A 25,713-nucleotide genomic window follows, 5' to 3' on the forward strand; every position below is an offset into this window, starting at 1 on the left:
CTTCAGGTTTATACCCAGAGGTAATGATCGACCAAGAGCAGGATAAATAAGATCATCAGATGATAGATGGAGAAGCGAAACACCTGCATTGCCAATCCTGGCTTGTCATCATATTTAAGTTCCCATGCCTTATAGATGAAAGCGCAACTCAATATTGTCGAACCCACCAGATAGATGGGGCCGCACATTCCCACGATAACAGGTAGCAAGCAGGCGATAGCAAGCAGCAAGGTATAGAGCAAGATGCAGGTCTTAGTGAACTCGACGCCATGTGTCACTGGCAGCATTGGAATATCTACCTTGGCGTATTCCGCTTTCCTGTGAATGGCAAGAGCCCAGAAGTGTGGTGGGGTCCAGGTGAAGATGATGATCACTAATAGCAGCGCATGACCATGAAACTCTCCGGTTATGGCCGTCCAGCCAAGGAGTGGCGGCATAGCTCCGGCGAGTCCGCCGACGACGATATTTTGTGGGGTGGCCCGCTTGAGGTAAGCGGTATAGATGATGGCATAGCCCACAAGACTGGCAAAGGTGAGCCAGGCGGTAAGCTCATTGACTAAGGTGTAGAGTAAGGCGAAGCCCAATAGCGCCAGGCTAACGGAGAAGATGAGAGCCTTAGTGATAGAGATGCGCCCCTTAGGCAGAGGGCGATTATAGGTGCGGGCCATCAGACCATCTATGCGTCGATCGATGATGTGATTAAAGGCCGCGGCCGCACCAGCCATCATACCTATACCCATCATGCCAATAATTAAGGGCTGTAGAGGCACAGACCCAGGTACCGCCAGACACATACCGACTAAAACCGTGAGCAGCATAAGTGCAACCACCTTAGGCTTGGTCATCTCATAATATGCGCGCCACTGAAGTGGTTCGCCGTTGGTCTTAGGCTCAGTTACTGATATTGAAAGTGGTTTTGCCATGGCTTTTCCCTCGCTAGGCTTTACGCCCTTTAAATTATTATTCTTGTCGATAGCTTCTTATCTCAAGCTTTTCGCCATAGGGCGTAGTTGATAAAGACTAATGTCAGTAGCAACATGGCCGCTCCGGCATTATGAGAAACGGCTATGCCCAAGGGCAGGTGCAACACAACATTGCTGATCCCGAGGCCTACTTGCAGTATGACTAAACCGGTCAAGACCAGTGATGCTCGCTTCAACAGTGCCGATTGGGAGCGAGTAAAAAGTTGATAGGCAAGCCAGAGCAAAATTCCTGTGGTTAATATTGCGCCAAATCTATGGGCGACATGTATGGTCATACGTGAAGAGTAGTCGAGTACGCCAAACTCGTAGGTTTCGTGCTCGCCTTGAAACGGATTAAAAGCCTGAGTGAGCTGTAAATTCTTATACCAGTCCCCTTCGCAGATAGGCAGTGAAGTGCAGGCTAGGGCTGCATAGTTTGATGAGGTCCAGCCACCGAGTATGATCTGTAAGATTAAGACTCCCATGCCAGCCAAGGCTAATGGAGCGAGTTTTCTAGCGACAAAATCCCCTCCAGGGATCCTCAGTGGCTTAGTCCTGAGATAGAGCAGGAGTAGCAGAGAGATTAAGGTGAAGCCGCCAATGAGGTGAGACATGACCACAACGGGCATGAGTTTCATGGTAACGGTCCACATTCCCAACGCGGCTTGAAACAGGATCAAGATGGCAATCAATGTAGGTAGCTTCTTAGGGGCATCTAGTTTTTTTAAACAGAGGATGAAGATTACCAATACGAGTAATCCCAGAGCTCCGGCTATATATCTGTGGATCATCTCTAGCCAGGCTTTCTTTGGCTCAATTTTCTGACCAGGGAAGGCATCTTGTGCCTGCATAAGCTCACTGTGTTGGCTGGGGACTTTCATCATGCCATAACAACCAGGCCAATCGGGACAGCCCAAGCCTGCATCGGATAATCGGGTATATGCTCCCATTAAAATGACGCAAAGAGTGAAGACAAGGGTGATTCTGAGTAGATTTTGGATCCCCATTAGCCAACTCTCGATAGTTTTAGCATCTTTCTTAAGTCAACAATGAGTGATTTCCCCTGCATGATCTGCTTGTCGATGCCATTCACCGCGGGATATCGCATGACCAAACTGCCCAGTGGGTCGACCACTATCATCTGCTGGCGATCCAGCATTTTTATGATGGCGTCATTGGCCTTCGCCGTTTCGAATTTGTATGAAGCCAGGGCATGGAGATCGCTATCTTTGCTCAGTAATATCAAGGTGTGAACTCTGTCTTGATCTCGGCCTAAGGCGATATGGCTCTGTTGTAGGATGTAGAGATGATCCTGACATTGCTGATCACACTTGTTTGGTAGCAGGTAGAGGAGTTGCCACTCTCTAGGCTTAGGGTTGTCCATCTTAAGGCTCTGGTAGCTAGTGCCAATAGGGAGTAGCACTCCCTTATTAGTTGCACCGCCTTGATAGAGATCTAAGCTGAGCACGATTTTGGCCGCGGCCACAGGTAGGACGAAGACTAAGAAAAGTAAAATTAAAGGTTTAGCGCCGCTCTTTTTGGGGAGTTCATACTCTCTCCTAAGAAAGCTCATATGAACGCCTGTGCAGGCTAATAAAATTCATATGAGTCATACTCATTCAGTTTCCCGAGACGGCTAGGAAACGCATATTTGATAGTCACTTCTTATGGGTCGAAGTTTTTACTGCTTAATCTCTAACCTACTTGGTCTTGTTTACATTGGCAACTGTCATTTCATCGATATTGGTCCGATCAGGATTATTATTCTTTCTAGATTCATCTTGTTGTTTTTTTGGAGTTTTAACTCTTCTGCTATAGATGAAATATAAAATAAGCAGGGCAAAAGCCAGTGCCATGGAAAACCACTGTAAGGCATAGCCTCTATGTTTCTGTGAAGAAAGCGGTATCGGTGTCCAGGGATGGGGTAAGTTAATTCCATCGAGATGATCCGGCTGCAACACGGCAGGAGCTAAAGGTTGACCTAGTAGTTCGCTAATCTCAGCAAGGTTAAGGTTTTGGATACGCTTGGGCCAGCCTGATTCAGGCATTAATGCCGAGCTCATAGGGTTCGCTTGTTTCTGATACAAGCGACCATTCAAGCTGACCTCTTCCTCGATGACATCAACACCGGGCAGTATTCGTCTATCTAAACCAGCAGCAATGAAGCCGAGTTCTACTAGCATCCAAGGTCCATCGGGGGTTATTTGCATGGGCTGTAGTGCTAAATAGCCAACCCTTCCTCTAAAGACCTGGTTATCCAATAGGAATATTTGACTCGATGCAGGAGATGCCAAGACCGAGAGACGGTAACCTGTGACTTGCTCTGCGGGGGGAATGAAACCAACTGTGCATATGTCAGTGGCGCAGATAATTGGCGATGGGTCAATTCAGCTTGCCAGCGCTCCTTCATCTCGGCGCGATCGAGTTGCCAAAACCCTAGTTTCACTAAGATGAGAAACATAGTTATCGAGCACATAGCCACTGCTGTTCTAGTCGCCCATAAATACTGACTGCTGTGTCGAGAGAGGCTAGTCATTATATTTTCTCCCGTGTTTTCAGAAGACACCTAAGTTGCAAAAAACCTAACTTGACCAAATGGATAAACAGCTCCAGAGTAGCTATAGCGAACAAGTCCCTAGCGCTCCATGACTCAATGCGAGGAGAACCGATGAATCTATTAATTATCTTTAAAATCGTCTTAGTACTACTACTGCTATTCATTATGTTTAATCTGGCCCGAGCCCTGTTTATCTTGGTTAAAGGTGAGAGTGAGACGCCTGTGAGTCATTTCCTGGGGCGTAGGGTTATCTTCTCTGTGCTGGTGGTCTTATTTATCCTAGTGGCACTAGGCACAGGTGTTATCACCCAGAACCCAAGACCTTATTAATCTAGGAACAATGTGAAGGAGCCATGGTGATGGCTCCTACTTACTCGATGAAATTTTTTATACTGAACTTCACGTAGTGACATACATAGAGAAGCGCAGCGGCTCTATTAGAGGACGTAGACGAAGATAAACAGACACAACCAAACTACGTCAACAAAGTGCCAATACCAGCTGCCCGCCTGGAAGGCGAAATGCTTATCCGGGGTAAAGTGACCCTTCAAGACTCGCAAAAACAACACTATAAGGAATACCGTTCCTAGGGTGACGTGCATGCCGTGGAAACCGGTCAAGAGGAAGAAGGTATTACCGTAAACGCCAGAGGCCAAGGTTAAGCCCATCTCCTGATAGGCGTGAATATACTCTTCGACTTGTAACGTCAGGAAACTCATGCCCAGCAAGATGGTGATACCCAGCCAGACTGTGATTGCCGAGCGTTTACCTTTCTCCAGACTCACGTGAGCCATATGCAGAGTCACAGATGATGTGAGTAGGATGATGGTGTTATACAGCGGCAAGCCAGTCCAAGGCATTGCCTCAGTTTTTGTGCCATCGGGTGTGGTTAATAATGGCCAAACGGCTTCAAATCCAGGCCAGAGCACCTCATTGGTCATGGCGTTATTGGAATCGCCACCCAACCAAGGCACAGCAATCATTCTGGCGTAAAGTAAGGCACCAAAAAATGCACCGAAGAACATCACCTCGGAGAAGATAAACCAGCTCATTCCTTGGCGAAAAGATCTGTCCATCTGCTTGGAATATAGGCCGCTCATCGATTCGGCGATAACGGTTCTAAACCAGCCAAAGATCATAAATATAATAACGGCTATGCCAGTGAGTAAGATTATTCCGCCACTGCCGCCATCGGATTTGAGTTGTTGTACATAACTTCCGGCGCCAAATGCGATGAGGAATAATCCTACTGCCCCTATGATGGGCCATGCACTCTGTGCGGGAACGTAATAGGGTTCGTGCTTAGTTGTCATCTTGCTGCTCCTTGCTCAACTGAGCCGACATAACCACGGTCGGTGATGTTGTAGAGGGTATAAGAGAGAGTTAATGTGGTTATGGAATCGGGAAGATCCGGATCCACGAAGAAAATAAGTGGCAGTTCGGCGCTTTCTTTGGCCGTTAGTCTCTGCTGGTTGAAGCAGAAACACTCGGTTTTATTGAAGTAAGCGGCTCCCTGCCCAGGTGAGACCGAGGGGATGGCCTGGCCAATGGTATCCTTTAGAGACAGATTTTTCGCATTGAAGTTAGTGCGAATCAGCTCTCCGGGATGCACCTGCATACGTTTGACCTCGGGCTTAAATTCCCAAGGCATATCACTCTGGATCTGCGCCATAAATTCTATGGTAATGGTGCGACTCTCATCGATTGTGATCGGCTTGTAAGTGCTGGCACTGTTCTGGGTTTTGCCATTGATGCCCAATTGTTCGCAAAGCACATCGTATAAGGGCACCAAGGCGAAGCCGAAGCCGAACATGCCCACGGCACCAGCAATCAGCATGCCGATGAGTCTTCGATTAGACTTGCCCTGGTTATTGCTCATATCTACTTTATCTCGGGTGGTGTAGTGAATGAGTGATAGGGTGCCGGGCTAGGCAGTGTCCACTCTAAGCCTTCAGCGCCTTCCCAAGGTTTTGCCGCTGCCTTCTCGCCACCGCGTATACACTTGATGACCAGCGCGAGGAAGATAAACTGAGACAGTCCGAAGGCGAAGCCGCCTATGGAGACTATCTGGTTAACATCGGCAAATTGCACCGCATAATCGGGGATACGTCTTGGCATGCCCGCTAAGCCTAAGAAATGCATAGGGAAGAAGAGCACATTGACCGATATTACTGAACACCAAAAATGTATCTTGCCTAACCTCTCGTCATACATGTGACCTGTCCACTTCGGCAGCCAGTAATAAGCGGCGGCCATGATGGAGAAGATGGCACCCGTTACCAGCACATAGTGGAAATGTGCCACCACGAAATAAGTATCATGGTATTGGAAGTCTGCCGGGGTGATGGCCAGCATCAGGCCCGAGAAACCCCCTATGGTGAAGAGTATGATGAAGGCGACTGCGAACAGCATGGGCGTCTCGAAGGTGAGAGAACCTCGCCACATGGTCGCCACCCAGTTAAACACTTTCACCCCGGTGGGGACCGCAATCAACATGGTGCAATACATGAAGAAAAGCTCGGCGAATACCGGCATACCTGTGGTGAACATGTGGTGTGCCCAGACAAGGAATGAGAGTATTGCTATGCTCGAAGTGGCGTAAACCATTGAGGAGTAGCCAAACAGCCTCTTACGGCTGAAGGTAGGCACTATGGCCGAGATGATACCGAAGGAGGGTAAGATCATGATGTAAACTTCGGGATGGCCGAAGAACCAGAAGATATGCTGGAACATCACAGGATCGCCACCACCTGCGGCATCGAAGAAGCTGGTGCCGAAGTACTTGTCCGTTAGCACCATGGTCACAGTGCCAGCGAGTACTGGCATCACGGCAATCAAGAGGAAGGCGGTGATCAACCAGGTCCAGACAAAAAGTGGCAACTTCATCCAGGTCATACCCGGGGCGCGCATATTCACTATGGTCACGACCACATTAATCGCCCCCATGATGGAGCTGATTCCCATGATATGGATAGAGAAGACAAAAAGTGCCGTGCTGTCAGGACTGTAAGTGGTCGACAGTGGTGCGTAGAAGGTCCAGCCAAAGTTAGGTCCGCCCCCTTCCATAAATAGAGAGCTCAGCAGGATGGCGAAGGCAAAGGGTAAGATCCAAAAACTCCAGTTGTTCATCCTTGGCAGCGCCATGTCCGGCGCGCCTATCATCATAGGTATCAACCAGTTTGCCAGGCCAGTGAAGGCTGGCATGACGGCACCAAATACCATGATAAGTCCATGGACTGTGGTCATCTGATTGAAGAAATTAGGCTCTATCAGCTGCAGCCCTGGTTGAAATAGCTCTGCACGTATCACCATAGCCATAGCGCCACCGGTGAGGAACATGATAAAACTGAACCAGAGGTAAAGTGTGCCTATGTCTTTGTGATTGGTGGTGAACAGCCAACGTTTAATGCCCGAAGGGTACAGTTCTTGATGTTCATCATGGTGGTCGCTGGCTTCTTCAACCTGGACCATTTCCATATTAGGTTCCGCTTCGCGGGTTAAAGTATTCATATTTACTCCCTATTGGCCATGCTGACTGACATCAGCTGCCTGAACCGTATCGCCTGTGTTGTTGTCCCATGCGTTACGTTCATAAGTAATTACAGCGGCAATTTCTTGCGCGGTTAATTGCTTTCCAAAAGCCTGCATCGCAGTGCCCGCCTTCCCATTGATAACCATCTCTAAGTGATCAGTTAATGGTCCTGTGGTGATTGGGCTGCCTTTCATTGGAGGGAATACACCGGGTAGACCCATGCCGTTAGGCTGATGACATGCTGCACATCGGGACATGTATACTTGTTCACCTTGGGCCATAAGCTCATTCATGGAGAGGGATTTACTCAAGGAAGCCTCAGCCTCAGCTGCGGCAGTGCTGGCCTGATTTTTTTGTTCGGCTACCCAGATGTCGAAGTCGGCTTGGCTCAGGGCTTCAACCACGATTGGCATGAAGCCATGATCTTTACCACAGAGCTCGGCACACTGGCCGCGATAGGTACCTGGGATATCGATACGAGTCCATGCTTCATTGATGAAACCCGGGTTAGCATCTTTCTTGACGGCGAATGCGGGAACCCACCAGGAATGGATCACATCTTCAGATGTCATCAGGAAGCGAACTTTTTTATTGATGGGCAGCACTAAGGGCTTATCGACCTCGAGGAGATAGTTCTCTCCCTTCTCCTCGGTTCCTTCTATTTGTGCTCTCGGGGTTGAGAGTAAGCTATAGAATTCTATATCTTGATCGAAATAGCTGTAATGCCATTTCCATTGAGAGCCTGTGATCTTGATGGTGATGTCGGCATCACTAGAATCTTCCATGGCGATTAAGGTTTTAGTCGCTGGAATTGCCATAATAATGAGTATGATGAAAGGTGTAATGGTCCAGGCTATCTCGACCTTAGTACTTTCGTGGAAATTGGCTGCTACGGCACCCTTAGACTTTCGGTGATTGATCATGGAATAGATCATTACTCCGAAAACCACAACACCGATGGCGCAACAGATATACAGGATGATCATGTGCAGGTTGTATACCTGTCCACTGATATCCGTGACACCCTTGGTCATATTAAGGGGCATTTCTGATGCCAAAACGTATGGCGTAAATAGCAACGCCAGAAAAATATACAACACTCGCTTCACTAGACTTCTCCTCTGTCAAAAATTAAGACAAAGAAGAGTCACACAGTAAGTCTCTGCTCTATGCAAACTCTTCAGTTCCCAAAAAAGCAACGATGACTTCAAAGTGCAGTGGCGGTTCACTTGTTATTTTAGTTTGGCAGTCACTTACTACCAGAGTTAACCACGCTCGCACCTACGGCTGAATATATCAGTACCGACTTCAGCGAGGTAAATATCTGGCCTTACACAGATGGCAGGGCTTTACTACGCCGACTACTAAATCGTTTGGATATAACAAATTATCGTTGTTATATCCCTAACTTACTTGGTGTTGAATTATTGATCAAGATCACTTTTAATGAATTTTTTAAAAATTTCGAATAAAAATCAAATACAAAAAAGTCCCTTGCGGGACTTAAATAATCATTTTTCTATTGGCTACATTGACTGGAGATTAGTGCAGAGATCCAAATAAACAGGCTTGATTGAAGTGAGCATCTGTTTGTTCATGGGCTTTAGCATGTAAGTGACTATTCGCATCTTCGATGACAATGCCAAGGGCGCGAGCGCTCTTTTCTACGAGTCTGAGTCGTCGGTTGTCACGGGAATCTAGGACCTGAGTCCAGCAGATGACGGCACTGGATGTACCACTTATGAGTGCTTTTTCCATGGCCCATAAGGTTTCGATTTCGTCTTTAGCATGAACCAACAATACTCGGTCCATCCTAACACCGGCTTCGGCTAACATCTGCTTGTAACCTATGTTGGGAGGACTGATCAATACGATCCATTGCCCCTGATGGCTCAATGTGGCGAGCCGATTACTCACCTTTTTCAGTTCCACCCGGCCCTGAGTGTGGGTACTTACTGTAGTGATACTTCCACACTCTTGGGTGATGGACGCTTGGTCAAGGGGATTCGTCCATAAACCTGGGTGTCTAGGGCTATTTCCGATTAAATTTTTCATTACCAAGCTCCTTCGCCAATGTGCGATTTCATCTATTGCCAGTTGCCGTTACGGATCACACCGACTGCCAGCCCCTCAATGCTCAGGCTCTGACTGGTGAGATCGACCACTATCGGTGCATAGTCTTCATTTTCAGCATGGAGATAAACCATGCTGCCCTTTTTCTCGAAGCGTTTTACTGTGACATCCTCTTCCACTCTAGCCACGACAATTTGGCCATTCTTGGCTTGTGAAATCTTATGCACTGCGAGCAGATCACCCTCGAGAATGCCGATATCTTTCATGCTGTCGCCGCGCACCCTAAGTAGAAAGTCGGCACAGGGACGAAACATGCTTGGGTCGACCTGATAATGTTGTTCTATATGTTCCTGGGCAAGGATGGGTTCGCCTGCGGCAACCTGGCCGATCAATGGCAAGCCTAAATCTTCTGGCTCCGCAGCTTGTGTGAGTCGGATGCCGCGGGACGTACCGGGAATGATCTCTATGCGACCTTTCTTAGCCAGTGCCTTAAGATGTTCTTCGGCAGCGTTGGCGCTCTTGAAACCTAGTCGCTTAGCTATTTCGGCTCGAGTCGGAGGCATTCCTGTATCGGAAATATTACGCTTAATGAGTTCTAGAATCTCGGCTTGTCTTGGTGTCAAAGGTCTCATGATGAATCCTGTCTTTCTATACAGTTACTGTTAGTATATACAGTATTTTAGTCAGTGCAAGGATTAACCAAGATTAGTGAGTATGCAAAAAAACTCTCAATCGCAAGCCCATGGTTTATATTTATTATTTTGGTGTGACTACTCGGTGCTTATATAACGTTAAAAATAGGTGGTGGGCATGGCCTCCTTGAATTATATATCTTTTGTGCTGGTGGTTATCTCTCTAAACTGGCTTATTTTATGTTCTAGGCTATCGAGATGAATTGTACCTATACCTAATATTATTAACTTATGTTGCCTTATAAATGTGAACACCCGTAAAGCTATCTAATATTAATTTTTTTGAAAATTATATTCAATCTCAAGTGCTTTGAGTGTCGAATCAGGCATGCGGGGGATTTTGCTGACTACTATTAGGGAGATCTCTCTTTTATCTGGTATTCTATGCCGTTATTAAGAAGACTCACATTGTATAAGAAAAATGTCAAAAAAAGACTCTCTTTGGTATAAATCCTTACGTTGGATTCAGAAAAAGCTGGTACAAACAATAGTTGTACCCCATGACCCCTTCGCCGATCTCAACTTAGATCCAGATAAGCCTATGGTTTATGTGATGAAGACTGAATCTCTCAGCGACATCGCTTCCTTAAGTGAAATCACTAATAAGTATGGGCTTCCAAGCCCTTATGATGAGTTGGTTGTCGATGGTGAGCACACGCCGAGGGTGGTGTGTCTGGAAGGTGCCAAGCCGCTATTTGGCCAAAGAGAAAGTAACGAGTTTTTCTTAAATAGCTTTATGGATCTGCTCAAGGTACATAGGCAGAAGCCTGAACTGGATATACAGCTAGTGCCGGTTAGCCTTTACTGGGGGCGTACTCCAGGTAAAGAAGACGATACCATGAAGGCGGCGGTATTTGAGCGTCAAAATCCTACCTGGCTGCGAAAATGCCTGATGATCCTCTTCCTGGGTCGACATAATTTCGTTCAATTTTCTAATGCCGTCTCAATTCGTTATATGGCCGACGAACACGGCACCGACAAGCGAATTGCTCATAAGTTAGCTCGTGTTGCTCGAGTCCACTTCAGCCGTCAACGTAAGGTCATGACCGGACCTGTTTTGCCTAAACGTCAGGTGCTATTTCAAGACCTGTTAAATTCAGAGTCCCTGAAGAAGGCGATTCTGGAGGAAGCGGCGAGCAAGAAGATCTCCGAAGTCGAGGCCAGAGCAAAGGCGATGGAGTATCTCGATGAAGTTGCGGCGGATTACTCCGAGAGCTTTGTGCGCATCGCCGAGCGTTTCTTGGCCTGGCTGTGGAACAAGTTGTACAAGGGTATCAATATTAAAGGTGCCGAGCAGGTAAGGCAGCTACATCATGATGGTCATGAGATCATCTATGTACCTTGTCATCGTAGTCATATGGACTACCTACTACTGTCTTATATTCTTTATTATGAAGGCATGGTGCCACCGCACATCGCTGCGGGTATCAACCTCAATTTCTGGCCCGCTGGGCCTATGTTCCGCCGTGGTGGAGCCTTTTTCATTCGCCGTAGCTTCAGGGGTAATAAGCTCTATACAGCGGTTTTTCGTGAATATTTGGATCAGCTGTTCACCAAAGGTTATGCGGTAGAATACTTCACCGAAGGTGGGCGTTCACGCACCGGGCGTCTGCTCGCACCTAAGACTGGCATGATTGCCATGACGCTCAATAGTGTGCTGCGAGGCATGGAAAGACCGGTAACTTTAGTGCCTGTGTACTTAGGTTATGATCATGTGATGGAGGTCGCCACCTATCATAAAGAACTTAGCGGCAAGAAGAAAAAGAAAGAGTCTGTTTGGCAACTGTTTGGAGCGCTGCGTAAGCTAGGTAACTTCGGTCAAGGCTATGTGAATTTTGGTCAACCCATCACCTTAGACATCTATCTGGACGAGCAAAGACCCGATTGGAAGCAGGAGATAGCCAAAGATCCTGAGCAGAAGCCGAAGTGGCTGACTCCTGTGGTGAATTCCTTAGCTAATCGGGTTATGACAAGTATTAACGATGCGGCGGCGGTGAGTTCGGTGACTCTGACCAGCTTGGTTTTACTCGCCTCTGAGCAACATGCTCTGGAGCGTTCACAGCTTGAGAAGCAGCTAGATCTCTATTTAAAATTGCTCAAAGATCTGCCCTATACCGAGTTCACCTCGGTACCCGAAGGTGATGGCAAGTTACTGGTACAGCAAGGTTTAGAGCTAAAGAAGTTTCAGCTAGATAGCGATCCGCTTGGTGATATCATCTCAATAGAGGATAGCCTTGCTGTAGCTATGACCTATTACCGTAACAATATCATTCACCTATTGATTGTTCCCTCGCTGATTGCAAGCTGTTTGACTCAGCATGATCATGTCACCAGAGACGAGATTGTCGCTACGGTAAAAGATTTCTACCCCTTGCTGAAAGCGGAGTTGTTTATGGGTATTGAGGACATAGAAACTCATGTTACCCAAGTTTTGGATCTATTTATTGCTCAAGGTTTAGTGACCGAATCCGGATGTCTCTCACCTGTCGAGAGTCAGATCAACCAGCTGTTACTGCTTGCGGGTACCGTGAGTGAGACTATGCAACGCTATGCCATTATATTTAATCTGCTGGCAGTCTGCCCTAAGATGGAGCGCTCTGAACTTGAGCGCGAGAGTCATAGATTGGCACAGAGACTGGGTGCGCTCCACGGCATCACGGCGCCTGAATTTTATGATAAGAAGCTCTACGGCACCCTGAGTGTCAAGCTAAAAGAGCTAGGTTATATATTAGATAGCGACAAGAGAGGGGAAGTCGAACGGATTAGACTGCGAGCCAATGGCCTGCTGCGTTCATCTGTCAGACAAACCATTGAAGATAGCGTCGCTGCGGAGCACAAAGCGTAATGGCTAATCATATGAATGCGGCTAAGAGTGGGACTGAGCGTCGTTCCCTGCTGGGTGGAGCCATGATCATTGCCGGAACCGCAGTCGGGGCTGGCATGTTTTCTTTGCCAGTCGTCGGTGCAGGAATGTGGTTTAGCTATTCGATAGCCATGCTGATCGGCGTCTGGTTCTGTATGTTAGTTTCGGGTCTTCTACTGCTGGAAACTAACTTACATTTTGAGCCTGGAGCCAGTTTCGATACCTTGACTCGTGAGACCTTAGGTAACTTTTGGCGAATTGTGAATGGTCTCTCCATCGCCTTCGTGCTCTACATCTTAGCCTACGCATATATCAGTGGTGGCGGGTCTATCGTTAATCATAGTCTCGAGGCGGCCGGAATCGAGCTGCCTCAGAGCGTGGCTGGTCTGGTTTTCGCCTTAGGTTTGGCATTCGTCGTATTTATCAGCACCAAAGCGGTAGATAGGATCACCACTATCATGCTGGGTGGCATGATCATCACCTTCTTCCTCGCCGTGGGTAACTTACTGATAGATATCGATACCGTGAAGCTGTTTAAGCCAGATGGTGAGGAGACATATCTGCCATATCTGTTGGCCGCGCTACCTTTCGGTCTGGTGAGCTTCGGTTATCACGGTAATGTACCTAGCTTGGTTAAATATTACGGAAAAGATCCCGCCACGATTATCAAGGCGATCGTCTTAGGTACCCTGATAGCATTCGTTATCTATGTCTGTTGGTTAGTCGCGACCATGGGCAATATCGCAAGAAGCGAGTTTGTCGACATCATAGCTCAGGGCGGTAACATGGGGGTCTTAGTCGGAGCCTTATCTGGGGTGATTGCCAGCGATTGGCTAACCAGCATGTTGACCCTGTTTGCCAACTTAGCCGTTGCCTCTTCTTTTCTTGGGGTGACTCTGGGTCTGTTCGATTATCTTGCGGATCTGTTTGGTTTCGACGAGTCTCGTTCGGGGCGTTTGAAGACAGCTACGGTTACTTTTTTACCGCCGACCGTATTGGGTCTGCTCTTTCCTGATGGGTTTCTGATTGCTATCGGCTTCGCTGCGCTTGCGGCTACGATATGGGCGGCCATTGTACCTGCCATGATGGCCCATAGAGTGAGAAAAATGTATCCGCAACATGAAGGTTTCAGAGTGCCAGGTGGGACACCCGTGATCGCCATAGTGATCTTGTTTGGCATCATCACCGGAGCCTGCCATCTTCTGGCTATGGCAGATCTGTTACCCGTGTTTGGCTAAACTGATCAGCAATAGCAGAGCCCTTATACCAATCGGTATTATATGGGCTCTGTTTTTTTACTGTATATCAAAATAATTAAAAGAAGATCCCTGCATTGAAAATAACCCAAGCTGAGCGAGATGCCGTCTATAAAACTATTTTCAATCGTCGTGATGTCAGAGCCGAATTTAAGTCAGATCCTATCCCGGATGATGTACTCAAGCGGATCCTTACCGCGGCTCATCACGCTCCTAGCGTGGGTTTCATGCAGCCCTGGGATTTTGTGATTGTCAGAAGCGATCAGACTAAGCTGAAATTGAAACAGGGTTTTACTCAGGCTAATGCAGAGGCTGAAGCGCTTTTTGAGGGGGATCGCAAAGAACAGTATAGTACCCTCAAGCTTGAGGGGATTCTGGAGGCGCCGATCGGTATCTGTGTCACCTGCGATAGGACAAGAAGCGGCCCTCTGGTCTTAGGTCGCACTACTAATTTAGATATGGACCTCTATAGTTCCGTTTGTGCCGTACAGAATTTGTGGCTTGCCGCTCGCGCCGAGAACATAGGCGTCGGTTGGGTGAGTATCATACATGATGATGTATTGCATCAGACCTTAGGTATCCCGAAACATATCGTACCCATTGCCTATCTCTGTCTGGGTTATGTGAGTCAGTTCTATGACCAGCCTGATCTGGAGAGACGCGATTGGCTCAAACGTCAAAACCTGGACTCTCTCATCCATGAAGAACAATGGCAAGCTAAGTTATAGCAGTTATGGTTTTATCCTTTCCAGATATTGTTGTGGCGTACAGTTTCTGAATCGTTTGAATGCCTTACTAAAACTCTGCTTATTGGCATAGCCAAGTAACTGAGTAATTTCCTCGATAGATCTATCATCTAGCATATATTTGATCGCTTGATTACTGAGAATATAGCCACAGATGCTAGTAAAATTAAAACCATGAAGCTGCAATCTGCGCTGTAGTTGCTGCCTGGAAATATTAAACAGGGCTGCGACACTATCTACCGTGGGTAGGCCATAGTATCTGGCGTAGTTGACCATCTCAAACAACACCTTTGGAGTATCATGGGGTTGGGGCATATCCAGATACTGTTCGAATAGGGAACGGGGCATAGAAACCGTACTGTTTTCCGCTGTCAGCAAGTTTGCTTGTTGTACCAAGGCGTCCGTGCCTATCCAGATCTCTGTCTGAGGGGCGTTCCAGATGACTGGACAATTAAACAGAGATTCAGCTTCCTGTCTACCGACAGCCGGTCCACTGATGTGGATCTGCAGCGGTCGGTAGTCACCACCCAGAAAGTGCTTCAATGTATTGAACAACATGATGGCGACTCGCAGCGAGTCATGGGTCTTGTGTTGATTAAACGCATAGGGGTTACGGTAACACCACTTAATGATTTTCCCAGACTGGATGATGTAGTAACTGGCTCCCGAGTGGAAACTGGCGATGCCATAATTTATACGCCTTACACTCATGGCTAAGTCTGTGGTTGCCAGAAAACTGATCCCGGGAATATTCAAACGAGAAAAATCCAGGTATTGAGCTAATCTCAACATGTAAGCCGAATCTTGAGTGACTTGTTCTAGCCGCTCTAACCAGTGACATATTTGACCAAAAGGAATCAGTGCCATGGGTTCATCCATCAAGGCCTGGGGGATATTCAGCTCTTTCGTGCTAATGCCATACACTCGCTCCACCCCGGTGAAAACTGTGCTTATGTAGCAGGCTCGGATGAATGAGGTATTGAATTTCATGGTCATGGCTCAAGACTTTAGTTAGGTCTAATTAAATCATTTACGGTGATTTTTTGATACTAATAGACTCACTATCTTGCTCCTTATTTCATAAGAGGCAGACTGGATACAAGATTTAACACTTCAATGTAAGTTCCGGCTCGAGTAGCAGAACAATGACTTACCTCGTTTGAATCATTTTCTCGTTAATCCATTTTGCTTACATGGGATCACTTTATTTATGAGTTTAATTAGTATGCCGTTTGTGGACTCGGGTCTGGATATTACGCTACATGTTGTGGCGGCAGTGGTGATGATCACGACTGTGGCCGCCATGGCTATCGGCTTCTGGAAAATCCATGAGCTGCCAATCAACAAGGCGCATAAGGAGGATCACCATCAGATTGGCTTGATCACCGCACTGACCTGGATAGGTTTCCTATGGCATTGGGTTTGGGTATTGGCCGTATTGGTGGCATTTGTCGATGGCGAAAAGGCCCTGCGGAGGATCAGAGACGTTTGGCATGAGGATAAGCTGCCTGAGCCCGAATCCAAGCAGTATCAGGTTAAGGGCGAGGAGGCTAACAATGCTTGAAGGTTTAGCGGTTTGGGCCCTGTTTATCTATCTGCTTAGAATGGTGGGGATGCCATGGAATAAATACAGTAAAAGCTTCGCCTATCTTGGCGGCGGTGCTTGGTTGTTATTCGTATGGATAGGCTTGATTAACTATACGCCTATGGATATCTCAGGGGGCTCCATAGTCCAGTCACCTCATATTCAGCTCAGGCCAGCATCGAGTCAGGTAAAGGGGCTGGTTAAGCATATCTATGTGGTGCCAAATCAGACTGTCGAAGCGGGTCAGCTGATCTATGAACTCGATGATAAGCCTTATCAAATAACCTTGAACAAGTCTGTGGTGGCTCAGGAGTCGGCCGAGCTCGATCTAGCCCTGTCTAAAGAGGATGTTAACTTAGCTAAGAAGGCTCACCAGGCTGCACTGACCGATATCGAAATAAGTGAAAATCAGTTGCAGGCGGGGATAAAAGATCTCAAGTGGAAACAGAAAACTCTGGCGCGCTTTATGGAGCAAAATAGAGTGGTGCCGGACACCATCACTAAGAGTCAGCTCGATGAGCAGAATAATGATGTGGATATCGCTCAAGCTAAGGTGAACGCCTATGCCTCTCAGGTCGATAAGGCTAACCTTGCGGCTAATAGGACAGAGTTGGACATCGGTAAGGCTAAGCTGAGCGTTCAGAGTCGAGGTTCAGATCTGAAAGCCGAAGTTGAAAACCTTGCTAAGGCTCAGTGGGATCTGGATAGTACTAAGGTTTATGCTCCGGCTAACGGTTATGTGACTAACTTCATCATGCGAGAGGGGCAATTTGTCGGCCAGATTCCACGTATGCAGATGTATACGGAAGAGAAATATGTGTTGATGCGAGTCAATCATCAGGCCATACGTAATGTTAAAGTCGGTCAGAGGGCGGAATTTACATCAGCGGTTTACCCCGGCAAGGTGTTCAACGCTGAGGTAGAGGGGATCATAGAGGCAACTGGGGAGTCCCAGGGCAGCCTTATCGCCAGAGATGACAATGTACGTCAACTGACGGGCGCGAATGTGAATAATAAACACCACTTCGTGCGTCTCAAACTCTATGAAACAGGTGATTATGATATTCCTGTAGGGGCGGTTGGACTGGCTTGGATATCGGGTGAGAAACCTATCGCTTTCCTTGCCTTCTTAGATGTGATCAGGGGAATAGTGATCCGCATGAAGTCGCAAATTTACTACTTCTATTCTATGTAGCCTAAATTGAAATAGTCGACTCCACCTCTAAATCATGGTGGAGTCTTTTCTATCTGATAGAGTGACTGAGTCAGAGGCAGATCTGGTTACGACCTTTCTTCTTGGCTCGATAGAGGGCCAGGTCGGCTCGTTTCATGGCCTGATCGAAGCTTTCACCGCCGAGGCGTTCGGCAACTCCGATAGATATAGTTACACTGACCGTCTTCGTTTTCGCATTTCTCGACTTGCTTCGTTTGGCCTTGGCCTGGGTATTACTCTTATTCTGACGTTTATCCTCCCTCAAGACGATACGATAATCTTCTATCGACTCTCTGACATCTTCTAAGTCATCAAGAATCGTTTGCGCATCTTTACGAGGGAAGACGATAGTGAATTCCTCACCTCCGTACCTGAATACTTTACCGCCTCCGGAAACGCGGGCCATCTTTGCCGCTACGAGTCTAAGCACCTGATCGCCAACGTCATGGCCATAAGTGTCATTGAACTTCTTAAAATGATCGATATCCAGCATGGCCACGCTGTATTTCCTTCCTAGGGAGAGTACCAGATTGTAGAGGGCGCGTCGGGATGCGAGCCCAGTCAGCTCGTCTCGGTAGGCCAGAAAATAGGAGTCAATCAAGATGGTAAACAGGTAGATCACGGCCAGAGATGACAGGAGGACGGCTAGGGGAAACGTGTCAGGTTGCAAATAGTAAAATATCCATATCCCTAAGGTCGTTAATATGGAGGTATTGACCAAGTTTGCTCGCCAGATTGCGCGGAAAAGAACGAAGACGAAGCAGAACATAATGGGAACGAGTGTGAGGGCTTGATATGTCATACTGACAGGAGAGTTTGCGATAATTGCGGCTTGAAAGTGCTCTACAGCTTCGAGCCAGATAAATCCCAGCCCCAAGCCGATTATAATGCCTAAGGCTCTCAAGATCCCATGGGATGAGACTAACCCCCTGTCTTTAATGAAGGCAAACCAGCTGATAAGGATGGACCCGCCGATAAATAGCTCATCTGAGTAGTTATTTAGCGTGGTAAACACTTGAGCCGAGCTCTGTTTACTCACATAAAATACCAGTAGCAGAAGAGCTAGGTAGGCCAAGCGACTGCGATTAAATTGTAATGCCATCGCCGCGGCTATAGATAGCAGCCAATAAGGCAGTTGTCTGATTATTTCATCCCAGATCTGCCAACTGGCCTCTGTCACTTGAATAACAGTGAGCGCCATAAGAGTAATAAGTAGTGGCAGGATGAAATAACGACATCCATGTAAAAAAGATGACAAAACAAACCTCAGCAGTGATCTTATATCTGGGATAACAAGGAACACGAGTTCCCGAATACTCAAACGTGCAGAAGATTGAGCTTAACAATATAAGTCGACATTTTTCTTCTATTAGTAAAGCAGTATATGAAGTTTATTTAGTGAATAACACTTGTTTAATGATCACTCTTTAATCTCTGGTTTCATGGTATCGGCAATGATATGTATGACAGATACCCAAGCCTGTCTGACTTCTTCGGTAAAGGCATCGCCCAGGCCAGTTTTTAATGTGTGAATCAGCGCATTTCCGACCGGAGTAAAATGGCTTCTCTTGGTGCCATAGGCATTATGTCGCTGAGCAAGCTGTTGCAAAGCCGGGACTAGTGCCTCGAGATTGTCTAGGCCATCTACGGCCGCCTTTAGCATGGTTATCAGCTTACGCCCCTGTACTTTCATGTCATTGCGAAATAGAGGTTTCAGTGAGGGATCTATGCTAAACAGGGCATCATAGAATATTTCGGCGGCTTTCTCTGCGATGGGTTCAACCAGACTAAAGGAGTGTTGTACTAGATGGATCTGTTTCTGTGTCAATGCCATTGTGTCATCCTTAATTAGGCTCTGTTCATCCTGATCTCTATGACATCAAAATATCATTCAGGGGATCTGAGTTAAAAATTTCTATCACATTCAGCATAGACAGAAAATAGAAAACAAGCTTAACTAAATGCGTCTTTCTCTTTATTTACCAAGGATGTTGTCTATGAGAGTGAATCAATATATTCAGGGCTTACCCTGCTGGGTCGAGCTGGCGAGTCATGATGCATTGGCTGGAAAGCAGTTTTATGCGGAACTTTTTGGCTGGAAGACTCAAGATATGCCGATTCCGGATGGCCTATATACCATGTTCGGTCTATCGCCTGAGCCTGATAGCGAGGGGCAAGATGATATTGGTGCCGCCTATCAGATGCCAAAAGATATGTCTGACCAGGGAGTGCCGACGACTTGGTTAGTTTATTTTTCCGTCGATAGTGTCGATGAAACAATAGAGAAGGTGAAAGCTGAGGGTGGCAGCTTGTCTATGGGTCCATGTGATGTCGGTACTGCGGGTAGGATGGCCATGTTCAGTGATCCCGAAGGTGCCAGATTTGCCGTGTGGCAGGCGGGGGATCATATCGGCGCTCGGCGCCAGGGTGAGCACGGCACCCTATGCTGGGTCGAGCTTGCCAGCAGAAATCCAGAGTCCGCCAAGAGGTTTTACCCCAATGTTCTACAGTGGACTAGCCAGACTGGGGATATGCCAGAGTTCGAATATACGGAATGGCTAGTAGGTGATAAACCCATGGGAGGCATGTTACAGATGAATGAAGAGTGGGGAGAGATACCTCCACACTGGATGCTTTATTTCGCGGTGGATAACTGTGATGAAACGGTAGCTAAGGCCAATGCATTGGGAGGCGAGATATGTGTGCCACCGACCGATATCGCCAAGGTTGGCCGATTTGCCGTGATCAATGATCCACAGGGTGGTTTCTTCTCTGTAATCACCCTTAATCTAGATGAAAGCGACTAGTTATCGGCTGAAATAAGTAAAGTTGTTTGCCGGAAGAATATGGTGGAAATTTTCTTTCCACCATATTCTGATGCAGCCCTTGGCCTTACCTGTCCCCAATGTGCCAATACAATTCCCTGCTAAACTTTAATGAGTTAAACCAGTCTGTACTCAACAGATGGATTTCTTGTTATGAAGCAGCTTTCTATTCGGCAAAAAATAATATTGGGCTTTGGTGCCATAGGTGTACTCCTGATTACGGCGAGTAGCTTTTTTTATCAGTCTTTGAGACTGATCAGCCGAGCTAATCTCGACATCGAAACAATAGCCGTTCCCGTGCAGAAGCAAAGCAATGCATTACAGCTTAAGCTGCTACAGATGGTAAAGCTGGTAGCCGTGGCCAATACTCAAAAGACCAAGGCAAAGATCTTGAACAGCCAGCAAGAATTCAATCAACTCAAGCTTAGTTATTCTCAAGCATCCAATGCACTGGAAAGTAAGATCTCAGATCAAACACAGATGCAGAGCGCTCTGGAACACTCAAGTGATCTCTTCAATGGTTTTATCGAAGCGAGTGATGCAATGATTCGCGCGAATCTTGAAAGTTTGGCCGCTAATGAGGCGTTTAAGCAAGATTTCGAGAAGTTTAATGATGCTCGTCTTGGTGCCAGTAATGCCATGTTAGATCTTGAACTAGTCTCTGCGCCAGAAGAGCAACAAAGGCTGTTAGAGGAGGTCGTTGGTACAGGAACACGCATTGATGACATGCTATTTACCATGGGCAACACCATGGCGAGTTTAATGCGTGTCGAGGAACTCGATTTATTGCTTGCTCACCAAGAGGATATGGCATTTCTACTTAGTAACCTTAAGAGTAATTTCGATTACCTTAAGAGACAGGCTGAGCCTCTGGATAGTCAATATCTGCTCGATGAAGCCAATGAAAAGCTTAACCTTGTCTTTTATTATCTCGAGCAACCAGGGGAATTGTATCGGTTACAGCGAGAGGTGATAGCTCAAGATCGAGATGGGCAAGCTGCATATGGCCAAGTGCAGCAATATTTTTCTTCGAGTTTAAGCGAACTAGAGCGGTTAGTGACGTTGGCAGATGAGAGATTTATGGTTTTGCAGCAAACGGCTAAAGATGAAATCGCGACGGGAAAGACATTAGCCATAGTGCTAGCCGTAATTTTTGTCATCATGGCCAGTCTGATCTCCCTGATGACGACTCGTGCCATGTTACGGCCGCTGAATTCCGTCAACAGGGCGCTAGCGCGAATAGCTAGCGGTGATTTGAGTCGAAGAGTCACTAAGGTGAATGATGATGAATTCGGTACTCTTATCGATAGCATCAATAAGCTTTCGGAAGATCTCACTCAGTTACTCAATAACATTGGGCAAAATGCACATAGATTAGATGAGTCGGCGATATCCTATAGTGATCAGAGTAAAAGGATCGCTGCTGTGGCGAGTGTTCAAATTGAGCGAATAGATGAGGTAAAGAGAAGCGCCGAACAGATGTCAGCTAGCTCAAATACGGTTAGGGATGTAGCCGATACCTCGGCAACAAATGTGTCCGAAGCCACCAAGCATAGTCATGAAATTAAGGACATAGCCGATGCTAATAATGCCAGGGTTACACAGCTGTCTCAGCGGTTACTCGGGGCCGTTGAAATAATGACCAGGTTGAGTAGTCATAGTAAAAATATTGGTGGCATCTTAGACACCATAGTGTCGATCGCCGAGCAGACTAACTTGTTAGCCCTCAATGCCGCCATAGAATCTGCCAGAGCCGGTGAGCATGGGCGTGGGTTTGCCGTGGTGGCCGATGAAGTCAGGACCTTAGCCATGCGAACTCAGGAATCTACCGCGGAGATTCAGGTAACGATTAGCGCCTTGCAGCAGGAGACGGCCAGCGCCGAGGAAGAGATAGGTATGGCACAGTCGCAGGCCTCCGAGTGTGTAGATCAAAGCCAGGAATTAACTCGGGCAATAGAGCTGATGGATAGATCCTTGAGCGTAATAGAGCAGATGAGCAAGAATATTGCCCAGGTTGCGCAAGAACAGTTATCCGATAGTGAGAGCATAGTCTCTGGGATGAATGAAGCCGCCGAGGCCGCGGAGAAAAATGCTGATGAGTCCACCGAAATGTCGAAAGGCAGTACAGAGATGAATGAGCTGGCTCAATCTTTGACGAGTTCAGTGGAGCGATTCCAGCTTTAATTTTATCACTTTATACCTTCAGAAAAGCGTGCATAAAAAAACACCCAGCATTGCTGGGTGTTTAGTATTACAGAGCGCTTAGTTTCTACTTGCTCAGCTTACGTGAATAAACCAAGAGATAGAGGGCTGGTAGTACGAACAGTGATAACAGAGGTGCAGTTACCATGCCACCGACCATAGGTGCGGCGATCTTCTGCATCACGTCATTGCCGGCCCCGGCGCCCCACATGATGGGCAGTAGGCCGAAGAAGATGGTAGCAACCGTCATCGCCTTGGGTCGAATTCGCATCACAGCACCTTCTATCAAGGCCTCTTTCAGATCGCTTACCGCTTCATATTTACCTTTCTCTTTTCTATGCTTGATGGCGTTGTTGAGGTAAACCAACATCACCACGCCAAACTCTGCTGCTACCCCTGCTAAGGCTATCATACCCACGGCAACGGCAACTGACATATTGAAGTCCAGAGCATATAAGAGCCAGGTACTGCCAACGAGTGCGAATGGTAAGCTGAACATGATCATGCTGGCTTGAATTGTCGAACCGAATGTCATCATCAACAAGATGAAGATGACACCCAAAGCCATAGGGATCACTTTTTTCAGCTTTTCATCGACACGCTGCATATATTCATACTGGCCTGCAAAGTCGTAGCTGTATCTTGGCGGCACTACTAACTCGTTTTCTAAAGCTGACTTAGCTTGATCGATATATTCACCAATAGAGGTTCCTTCTATATCGACAAACACCCAAGAGATTAAACGACCATTCTCACTCTTGAGCATAGGGGGCCGTCGGTTATCTCTATATCGGCTAAGTTACGCAGCGGCAGATAATGCCCCGTCTTAGTGATCACCGGCAGTTCTCTGAGTTTCTCGATATTGTCTCTGAGTTCCCTCGGGTATCTGAGATTGATAGGGTAACGTTCCGCTCCTTGAACAGACTCACCAATATCCATACCGCCGATGGCGTATCGGACAACATCTTGGATATCGGTCAGGGTCATGTCATAGCGAGAGGCCACATCTAGCTTAGGTGTGATATCGATATAGCGGCCACCACCTACACGCTCGGCATAGGCCGATTTAGTGTTAGGCAGTTTACTGAGTATGGCTTCGATATCTGTACCTATCTGCTGCAGTTCATTTACGTCGGCGCCGGTGATCTTGATACCCACCGGAGTCTTGATCCCGGTGGAGAGCATGTCGATACGCGTCTTAATGGGTTGAACCCAAGCATTCGTCAGCCCAGGTATTTTAACGGTTTTCTGCAGCTGATCTATGACGTCCTTTAGGGTGTATCCTTCACGCCACTCATCTCTGGGCTTGAGCATTATGGTGGTTTCCAGCATGGTCAGTGGCGCCGGATCCGTCGCCGTTTCTGCACGGCCGACCTTACCGAATACCCGCTTCACCTCGGGGACTGTCTTAATCAACCTGTCGGTCTGTTGCAGTATTTCGGCGGCCTTACTGGCACTGATACCTGGCAAGGCTGTAGGCATATAGAGTAGATCGCCTTCATCCAGCTCGGGCATAAACTCGCTGCCTAAGTTGCTCATTGGGTACCAGGCGCTCATCAGGGTGATTAATGCGACTACCAGTGTCATCTTTGGGAACTTAAGTACCAGAGTCAAAGAAGGCTTGTACAGGGCGATCAGGAACCGACTGATCGGGTTGCTGGTTTCCTTAGGGATTTTTCCTCGGATAAAGAAGCCCATAAGGACAGGCACTAGGGTAATGGACAGCACGGCTGCCGCAGCCATAGCGAAGGTCTTTGTGTAAGCCAGTGGACTAAATAGTCTGCCCTCCTGCGCTTCCAAGGCAAATACCGGCATGAAACTCAGGGTAATGATAAGCAAGGAGAAGAAAAGCGCAGGACCGACTTCGACCGAGGCTTCTGTGACCAGCTTCCAGTGCTCCTTCATATCCGGTCGACGATTATTTTCCTGTTCGAAATGCTCCAAGTGCTTATGCATATTTTCGATCATGACGATCGCGCCATCGACCACTGCGCCGATGGCAATGGCGATGCCTCCTAAGCTCATGATGTTCGCGTTGACGCCCATCTTATTCATGATGATGAATGCAATGAGTATTGCCAAGGGCAGGGTGATCACGGCGACTAAGGTCGAACGTGCGTGCATAAGGAACAACATGCAGACCAAGCCAACGACAAACATCTCTTCGATCACCTTGTGGAACAGGTTTTCCACCGAGCTTTCGATCAATTGAGATCTGTCATAGGTAGGGATGATCTCTACGCCTTCGGGCAGACCAGCTTTGAGCTGTTCTAGCTTCTCTTTAACGGCTTCTATGGTGGCTAAGGCATTTTCGCCGTAACGCATGACTATGATGCCGCCGACGACTTCACCTTCACCATCTAGCTCGGCGATACCACGGCGTGATGAGGGCCCTTTACGTACGGTGGCCACGTCTTTGAGTAACAAGGGGGTTCCCGAAGGACTGGTTATTCCGAGAGGGATCTCCCTAAAGTCATCCAAAGTTTGACGATATCCTTTGGCGCGCACCATGTATTCGGCTTCTGCCATCTCGATAACCGAGCCGCCGGCTTCAGAATTCGACTTAGAGATGGCATCTTTTATCGCAGCGATATCTAGCTTATAAATGGCCAACTTATCGGGTTCTATGACTATCTGATAGCTAAGTTCCATGCCGCCAACAGTGGCGACTTCAGAAATACCGGGAACGCTCTGAAGTTCAAGTTTCAGATACCAATCCTGCAAACTCTTTAGCTGAGAAAGATCTAAATTCCCCGTTCTGTCCACCAGAGCATATTCGAAGATCCAACCGACTCCGGAAGCATCTGGCCCCAGCGATGGCTGCACCCCTTGGGGGAGGCTACTACCCACTTGATTCAGATACTCCAACACTCGAGAGCGGGCCCAGTAGATATCTGTGCCATCTTCGAAGATGACATAGACATATGAGTCGCCGAAGAAGGAGTAACCGCGAACCGTCTTGGCTCCCGGAACAGCCAACATGGCCGTAGAGAGCGGATAGGTGATCTGATCCTCGACCAATTTAGGTGCCTGACCCGGGAAAGGAGTCTTAATAATTACCTGTACATCCGAGAGATCCGGTAAGGCATCCAAGGGTGTATTTCTTAGCTCCTGCACACCCCAGACGGTGATCATTATGGTGACAATCAACACCATTAATCTCTGTCTTATAGAAGCTTCAATGATTTTTTTAAGCATGAGTAGAGC

General features: G+C 47.4%; 21 protein-coding genes and 2 pseudogenes. 8 read left to right on the forward strand and 15 right to left on the reverse strand.

Annotated elements, in window-relative coordinates:
• Window positions 1–8 precede the first annotated feature (8 nt).
• The 5 genes from cyoE to FM037_RS29885 all read right to left on the reverse strand — a co-directional run bounded on the left by cyoE (window position 9) and on the right by FM037_RS29885 (window position 3,498).
• Window positions 9–923, reverse strand: a complete 915-nt coding sequence (cyoE, locus tag FM037_RS01015) for a heme o synthase (RefSeq protein ID WP_144044456.1) — start codon at window positions 921–923, stop codon at window positions 9–11.
• A 62-nt stretch (window positions 924–985) separates the two neighbouring features.
• A complete protein-coding gene (locus FM037_RS01020; protein ID WP_144044457.1) occupies window positions 986–1,969 on the reverse strand; it encodes a COX15/CtaA family protein in 984 nt (327 codons plus the stop codon).
• A complete protein-coding gene (locus FM037_RS01025; RefSeq protein ID WP_144044458.1) occupies window positions 1,969–2,535 on the reverse strand; it encodes a hypothetical protein in 567 nt (188 codons plus the stop codon). Before FM037_RS01025 ends, FM037_RS01020 begins: the two co-directional genes overlap by 1 nt.
• A 127-nt stretch (window positions 2,536–2,662) precedes the next feature.
• A complete protein-coding gene (locus tag FM037_RS01030; protein WP_324617103.1) occupies window positions 2,663–3,256 on the reverse strand; it encodes an SURF1 family protein in 594 nt (197 codons plus the stop codon).
• Window positions 3,184–3,498: an SURF1 family cytochrome oxidase biogenesis protein gene (locus FM037_RS29885; protein WP_267874854.1), complete on the reverse strand. Its 315-nt coding sequence runs from the start codon at window positions 3,496–3,498 to the stop codon at window positions 3,184–3,186. Before FM037_RS29885 ends, FM037_RS01030 begins: the two co-directional genes overlap by 73 nt.
• Window positions 3,499–3,630: 132 nt before the next feature.
• On the opposite strand from FM037_RS29885, the gene FM037_RS01035 reads away from it, so the two are divergent.
• Window positions 3,631–3,849: a DUF2909 domain-containing protein gene (locus FM037_RS01035; protein ID WP_144044459.1), complete on the forward strand. Its 219-nt coding sequence runs from the start codon at window positions 3,631–3,633 to the stop codon at window positions 3,847–3,849.
• Between the two features lie 107 nt (window positions 3,850–3,956).
• Here the strand turns inward: FM037_RS01035 and FM037_RS01040 are convergent, their stop codons facing one another.
• The 6 genes and pseudogenes from FM037_RS01040 to lexA all read right to left on the reverse strand — a co-directional run bounded on the left by FM037_RS01040 (window position 3,957) and on the right by lexA (window position 9,756).
• Window positions 3,957–4,832 carry a cytochrome c oxidase subunit 3 gene (locus tag FM037_RS01040; protein ID WP_144044460.1) on the reverse strand — a complete coding sequence of 292 codons (876 nt, stop codon included), beginning with the start codon at window positions 4,830–4,832 and terminating at the stop codon, window positions 3,957–3,959.
• On the reverse strand, window positions 4,829–5,398 hold the full coding sequence (locus FM037_RS01045; protein ID WP_144044461.1) for a cytochrome c oxidase assembly protein: 570 nt from the start codon (window positions 5,396–5,398) through the stop codon (window positions 4,829–4,831). Before FM037_RS01045 ends, FM037_RS01040 begins: the two co-directional genes overlap by 4 nt.
• Window positions 5,399–5,400: 2 nt before the next feature.
• The gene (ctaD, locus tag FM037_RS01050) at window positions 5,401–6,990 is read right to left on the reverse strand and encodes a cytochrome c oxidase subunit I (RefSeq protein WP_227993194.1); all 1,590 of its coding nucleotides are present in this window, start codon (window positions 6,988–6,990) and stop codon (window positions 5,401–5,403) included.
• Window positions 6,991–7,047: 57 nt separating this feature from the next.
• Window positions 7,048–8,160, reverse strand: a pseudogene (coxB, locus tag FM037_RS01055) (cytochrome c oxidase subunit II); the annotation flags it as partial.
• Window positions 8,161–8,593: 433 nt separating this feature from the next.
• The gene (locus FM037_RS01060) at window positions 8,594–9,106 is read right to left on the reverse strand and encodes a cell division inhibitor SulA (RefSeq protein ID WP_144044464.1); all 513 of its coding nucleotides are present in this window, start codon (window positions 9,104–9,106) and stop codon (window positions 8,594–8,596) included.
• Window positions 9,107–9,138: 32 nt separating this feature from the next.
• Window positions 9,139–9,756, reverse strand: a complete 618-nt coding sequence (gene lexA / locus FM037_RS01065; protein ID WP_144044465.1) for a transcriptional repressor LexA — start codon at window positions 9,754–9,756, stop codon at window positions 9,139–9,141.
• Between the two features lie 481 nt (window positions 9,757–10,237).
• On the opposite strand from lexA, the gene plsB reads away from it, so the two are divergent.
• From plsB to bluB, 3 genes are all read left to right on the forward strand, one after another.
• The gene (plsB, locus tag FM037_RS01070; RefSeq protein ID WP_144044466.1) at window positions 10,238–12,661 is read left to right on the forward strand and encodes a glycerol-3-phosphate 1-O-acyltransferase PlsB; all 2,424 of its coding nucleotides are present in this window, start codon (window positions 10,238–10,240) and stop codon (window positions 12,659–12,661) included.
• Window positions 12,661–13,917: a tryptophan permease gene (mtr, locus tag FM037_RS01075; protein WP_144044467.1), complete on the forward strand. Its 1,257-nt coding sequence runs from the start codon at window positions 12,661–12,663 to the stop codon at window positions 13,915–13,917. Before plsB ends, mtr begins: the two co-directional genes overlap by 1 nt.
• Before the next feature lie 95 nt (window positions 13,918–14,012).
• A complete protein-coding gene (gene bluB / locus FM037_RS01080; RefSeq protein ID WP_144044468.1) occupies window positions 14,013–14,663 on the forward strand; it encodes a 5,6-dimethylbenzimidazole synthase in 651 nt (216 codons plus the stop codon).
• 3 nt (window positions 14,664–14,666) lie between these two features.
• Here bluB and FM037_RS01085 read toward each other — a convergent pair whose 3' ends face one another.
• Complete coding sequence (locus FM037_RS01085; protein ID WP_227993169.1) at window positions 14,667–15,677, reverse strand: AraC family transcriptional regulator; 1,011 nt, start codon at window positions 15,675–15,677, stop codon at window positions 14,667–14,669.
• 214 nt (window positions 15,678–15,891) lie between these two features.
• Between FM037_RS01085 and FM037_RS01090 the strand changes: the two genes are divergently transcribed.
• Window positions 15,892–16,245: an MFS transporter gene (locus FM037_RS01090; RefSeq protein ID WP_144044469.1), complete on the forward strand. Its 354-nt coding sequence runs from the start codon at window positions 15,892–15,894 to the stop codon at window positions 16,243–16,245.
• Window positions 16,238–17,461, forward strand: coding sequence for an HlyD family secretion protein (locus FM037_RS01095; protein ID WP_144044470.1), 1,224 nt, complete (start codon window positions 16,238–16,240; stop codon window positions 17,459–17,461). The genes FM037_RS01090 and FM037_RS01095 overlap by 8 nt, the downstream gene beginning before the upstream one ends.
• A gap of 70 nt (window positions 17,462–17,531) precedes the next feature.
• Here the strand turns inward: FM037_RS01095 and FM037_RS01100 are convergent, their stop codons facing one another.
• Entirely contained in the window at window positions 17,532–18,737 is a 1,206-nt protein-coding gene (locus FM037_RS01100) for a GGDEF domain-containing protein (protein ID WP_144044471.1), read from the reverse strand.
• Between the two features lie 162 nt (window positions 18,738–18,899).
• Window positions 18,900–19,313: a globin family protein gene (locus FM037_RS01105; protein WP_144044472.1), complete on the reverse strand. Its 414-nt coding sequence runs from the start codon at window positions 19,311–19,313 to the stop codon at window positions 18,900–18,902.
• 163 nt (window positions 19,314–19,476) lie between these two features.
• Between FM037_RS01105 and FM037_RS01110 the strand changes: the two genes are divergently transcribed.
• Together FM037_RS01110 and FM037_RS01115 are read left to right on the forward strand one after the other, a co-directional pair.
• Entirely contained in the window at window positions 19,477–20,286 is an 810-nt protein-coding gene (locus tag FM037_RS01110) for a VOC family protein (protein WP_144044473.1), read from the forward strand.
• Window positions 20,287–20,457: 171 nt separating this feature from the next.
• The gene (locus FM037_RS01115; protein ID WP_144044474.1) at window positions 20,458–22,488 is read left to right on the forward strand and encodes a methyl-accepting chemotaxis protein; all 2,031 of its coding nucleotides are present in this window, start codon (window positions 20,458–20,460) and stop codon (window positions 22,486–22,488) included.
• A gap of 85 nt (window positions 22,489–22,573) precedes the next feature.
• On the opposite strand, the pseudogene FM037_RS01120 reads toward FM037_RS01115, so the two are convergent.
• A pseudogene (locus FM037_RS01120) lies at window positions 22,574–25,704 on the reverse strand (efflux RND transporter permease subunit).
• Window positions 25,705–25,713 lie beyond the last annotated feature (9 nt).

The organism is Shewanella psychropiezotolerans, assembly GCF_007197555.1.
Taxonomy (GTDB): Bacteria; Pseudomonadota; Gammaproteobacteria; order Enterobacterales; family Shewanellaceae; genus Shewanella; species Shewanella psychropiezotolerans.

Bases quoted from the DNA above. Each gene is read 5' to 3' on its own strand.
- cyoE (WP_144044456.1), bottom strand. From the start codon at position 923: ATGGCAAAACCACTTTCAATATCAGTAACTGAGCCTAAGACCAACGGC.
- FM037_RS01020 (WP_144044457.1), bottom strand. From the start codon at position 1,969: ATGGGGATCCAAAATCTACTCAGAATCACCCTTGTCTTCACTCTTTGC.
- FM037_RS01025 (WP_144044458.1), bottom strand. From the start codon at position 2,535: ATGAGCTTTCTTAGGAGAGAGTATGAACTCCCCAAAAAGAGCGGCGCT.
- FM037_RS29885 (WP_267874854.1), bottom strand. From the start codon at position 3,498: ATGACTAGCCTCTCTCGACACAGCAGTCAGTATTTATGGGCGACTAGA.
- FM037_RS01035 (WP_144044459.1), top strand. From the start codon at position 3,631: ATGAATCTATTAATTATCTTTAAAATCGTCTTAGTACTACTACTGCTA.
- FM037_RS01040 (WP_144044460.1), bottom strand. From the start codon at position 4,832: ATGACAACTAAGCACGAACCCTATTACGTTCCCGCACAGAGTGCATGG.
- FM037_RS01045 (WP_144044461.1), bottom strand. From the start codon at position 5,398: ATGAGCAATAACCAGGGCAAGTCTAATCGAAGACTCATCGGCATGCTG.
- ctaD (WP_227993194.1), bottom strand. From the start codon at position 6,990: ATGGTCCAGGTTGAAGAAGCCAGCGACCACCATGATGAACATCAAGAA.
- FM037_RS01060 (WP_144044464.1), bottom strand. From the start codon at position 9,106: ATGAAAAATTTAATCGGAAATAGCCCTAGACACCCAGGTTTATGGACG.
- lexA (WP_144044465.1), bottom strand. From the start codon at position 9,756: ATGAGACCTTTGACACCAAGACAAGCCGAGATTCTAGAACTCATTAAG.
- plsB (WP_144044466.1), top strand. From the start codon at position 10,238: ATGTCAAAAAAAGACTCTCTTTGGTATAAATCCTTACGTTGGATTCAG.
- mtr (WP_144044467.1), top strand. From the start codon at position 12,661: ATGGCTAATCATATGAATGCGGCTAAGAGTGGGACTGAGCGTCGTTCC.
- FM037_RS01085 (WP_227993169.1), bottom strand. From the start codon at position 15,677: ATGACCATGAAATTCAATACCTCATTCATCCGAGCCTGCTACATAAGC.
- FM037_RS01090 (WP_144044469.1), top strand. From the start codon at position 15,892: ATGAGTTTAATTAGTATGCCGTTTGTGGACTCGGGTCTGGATATTACG.
- FM037_RS01095 (WP_144044470.1), top strand. From the start codon at position 16,238: ATGCTTGAAGGTTTAGCGGTTTGGGCCCTGTTTATCTATCTGCTTAGA.
- FM037_RS01105 (WP_144044472.1), bottom strand. From the start codon at position 19,313: ATGGCATTGACACAGAAACAGATCCATCTAGTACAACACTCCTTTAGT.
- FM037_RS01110 (WP_144044473.1), top strand. From the start codon at position 19,477: ATGAGAGTGAATCAATATATTCAGGGCTTACCCTGCTGGGTCGAGCTG.
- FM037_RS01115 (WP_144044474.1), top strand. From the start codon at position 20,458: ATGAAGCAGCTTTCTATTCGGCAAAAAATAATATTGGGCTTTGGTGCC.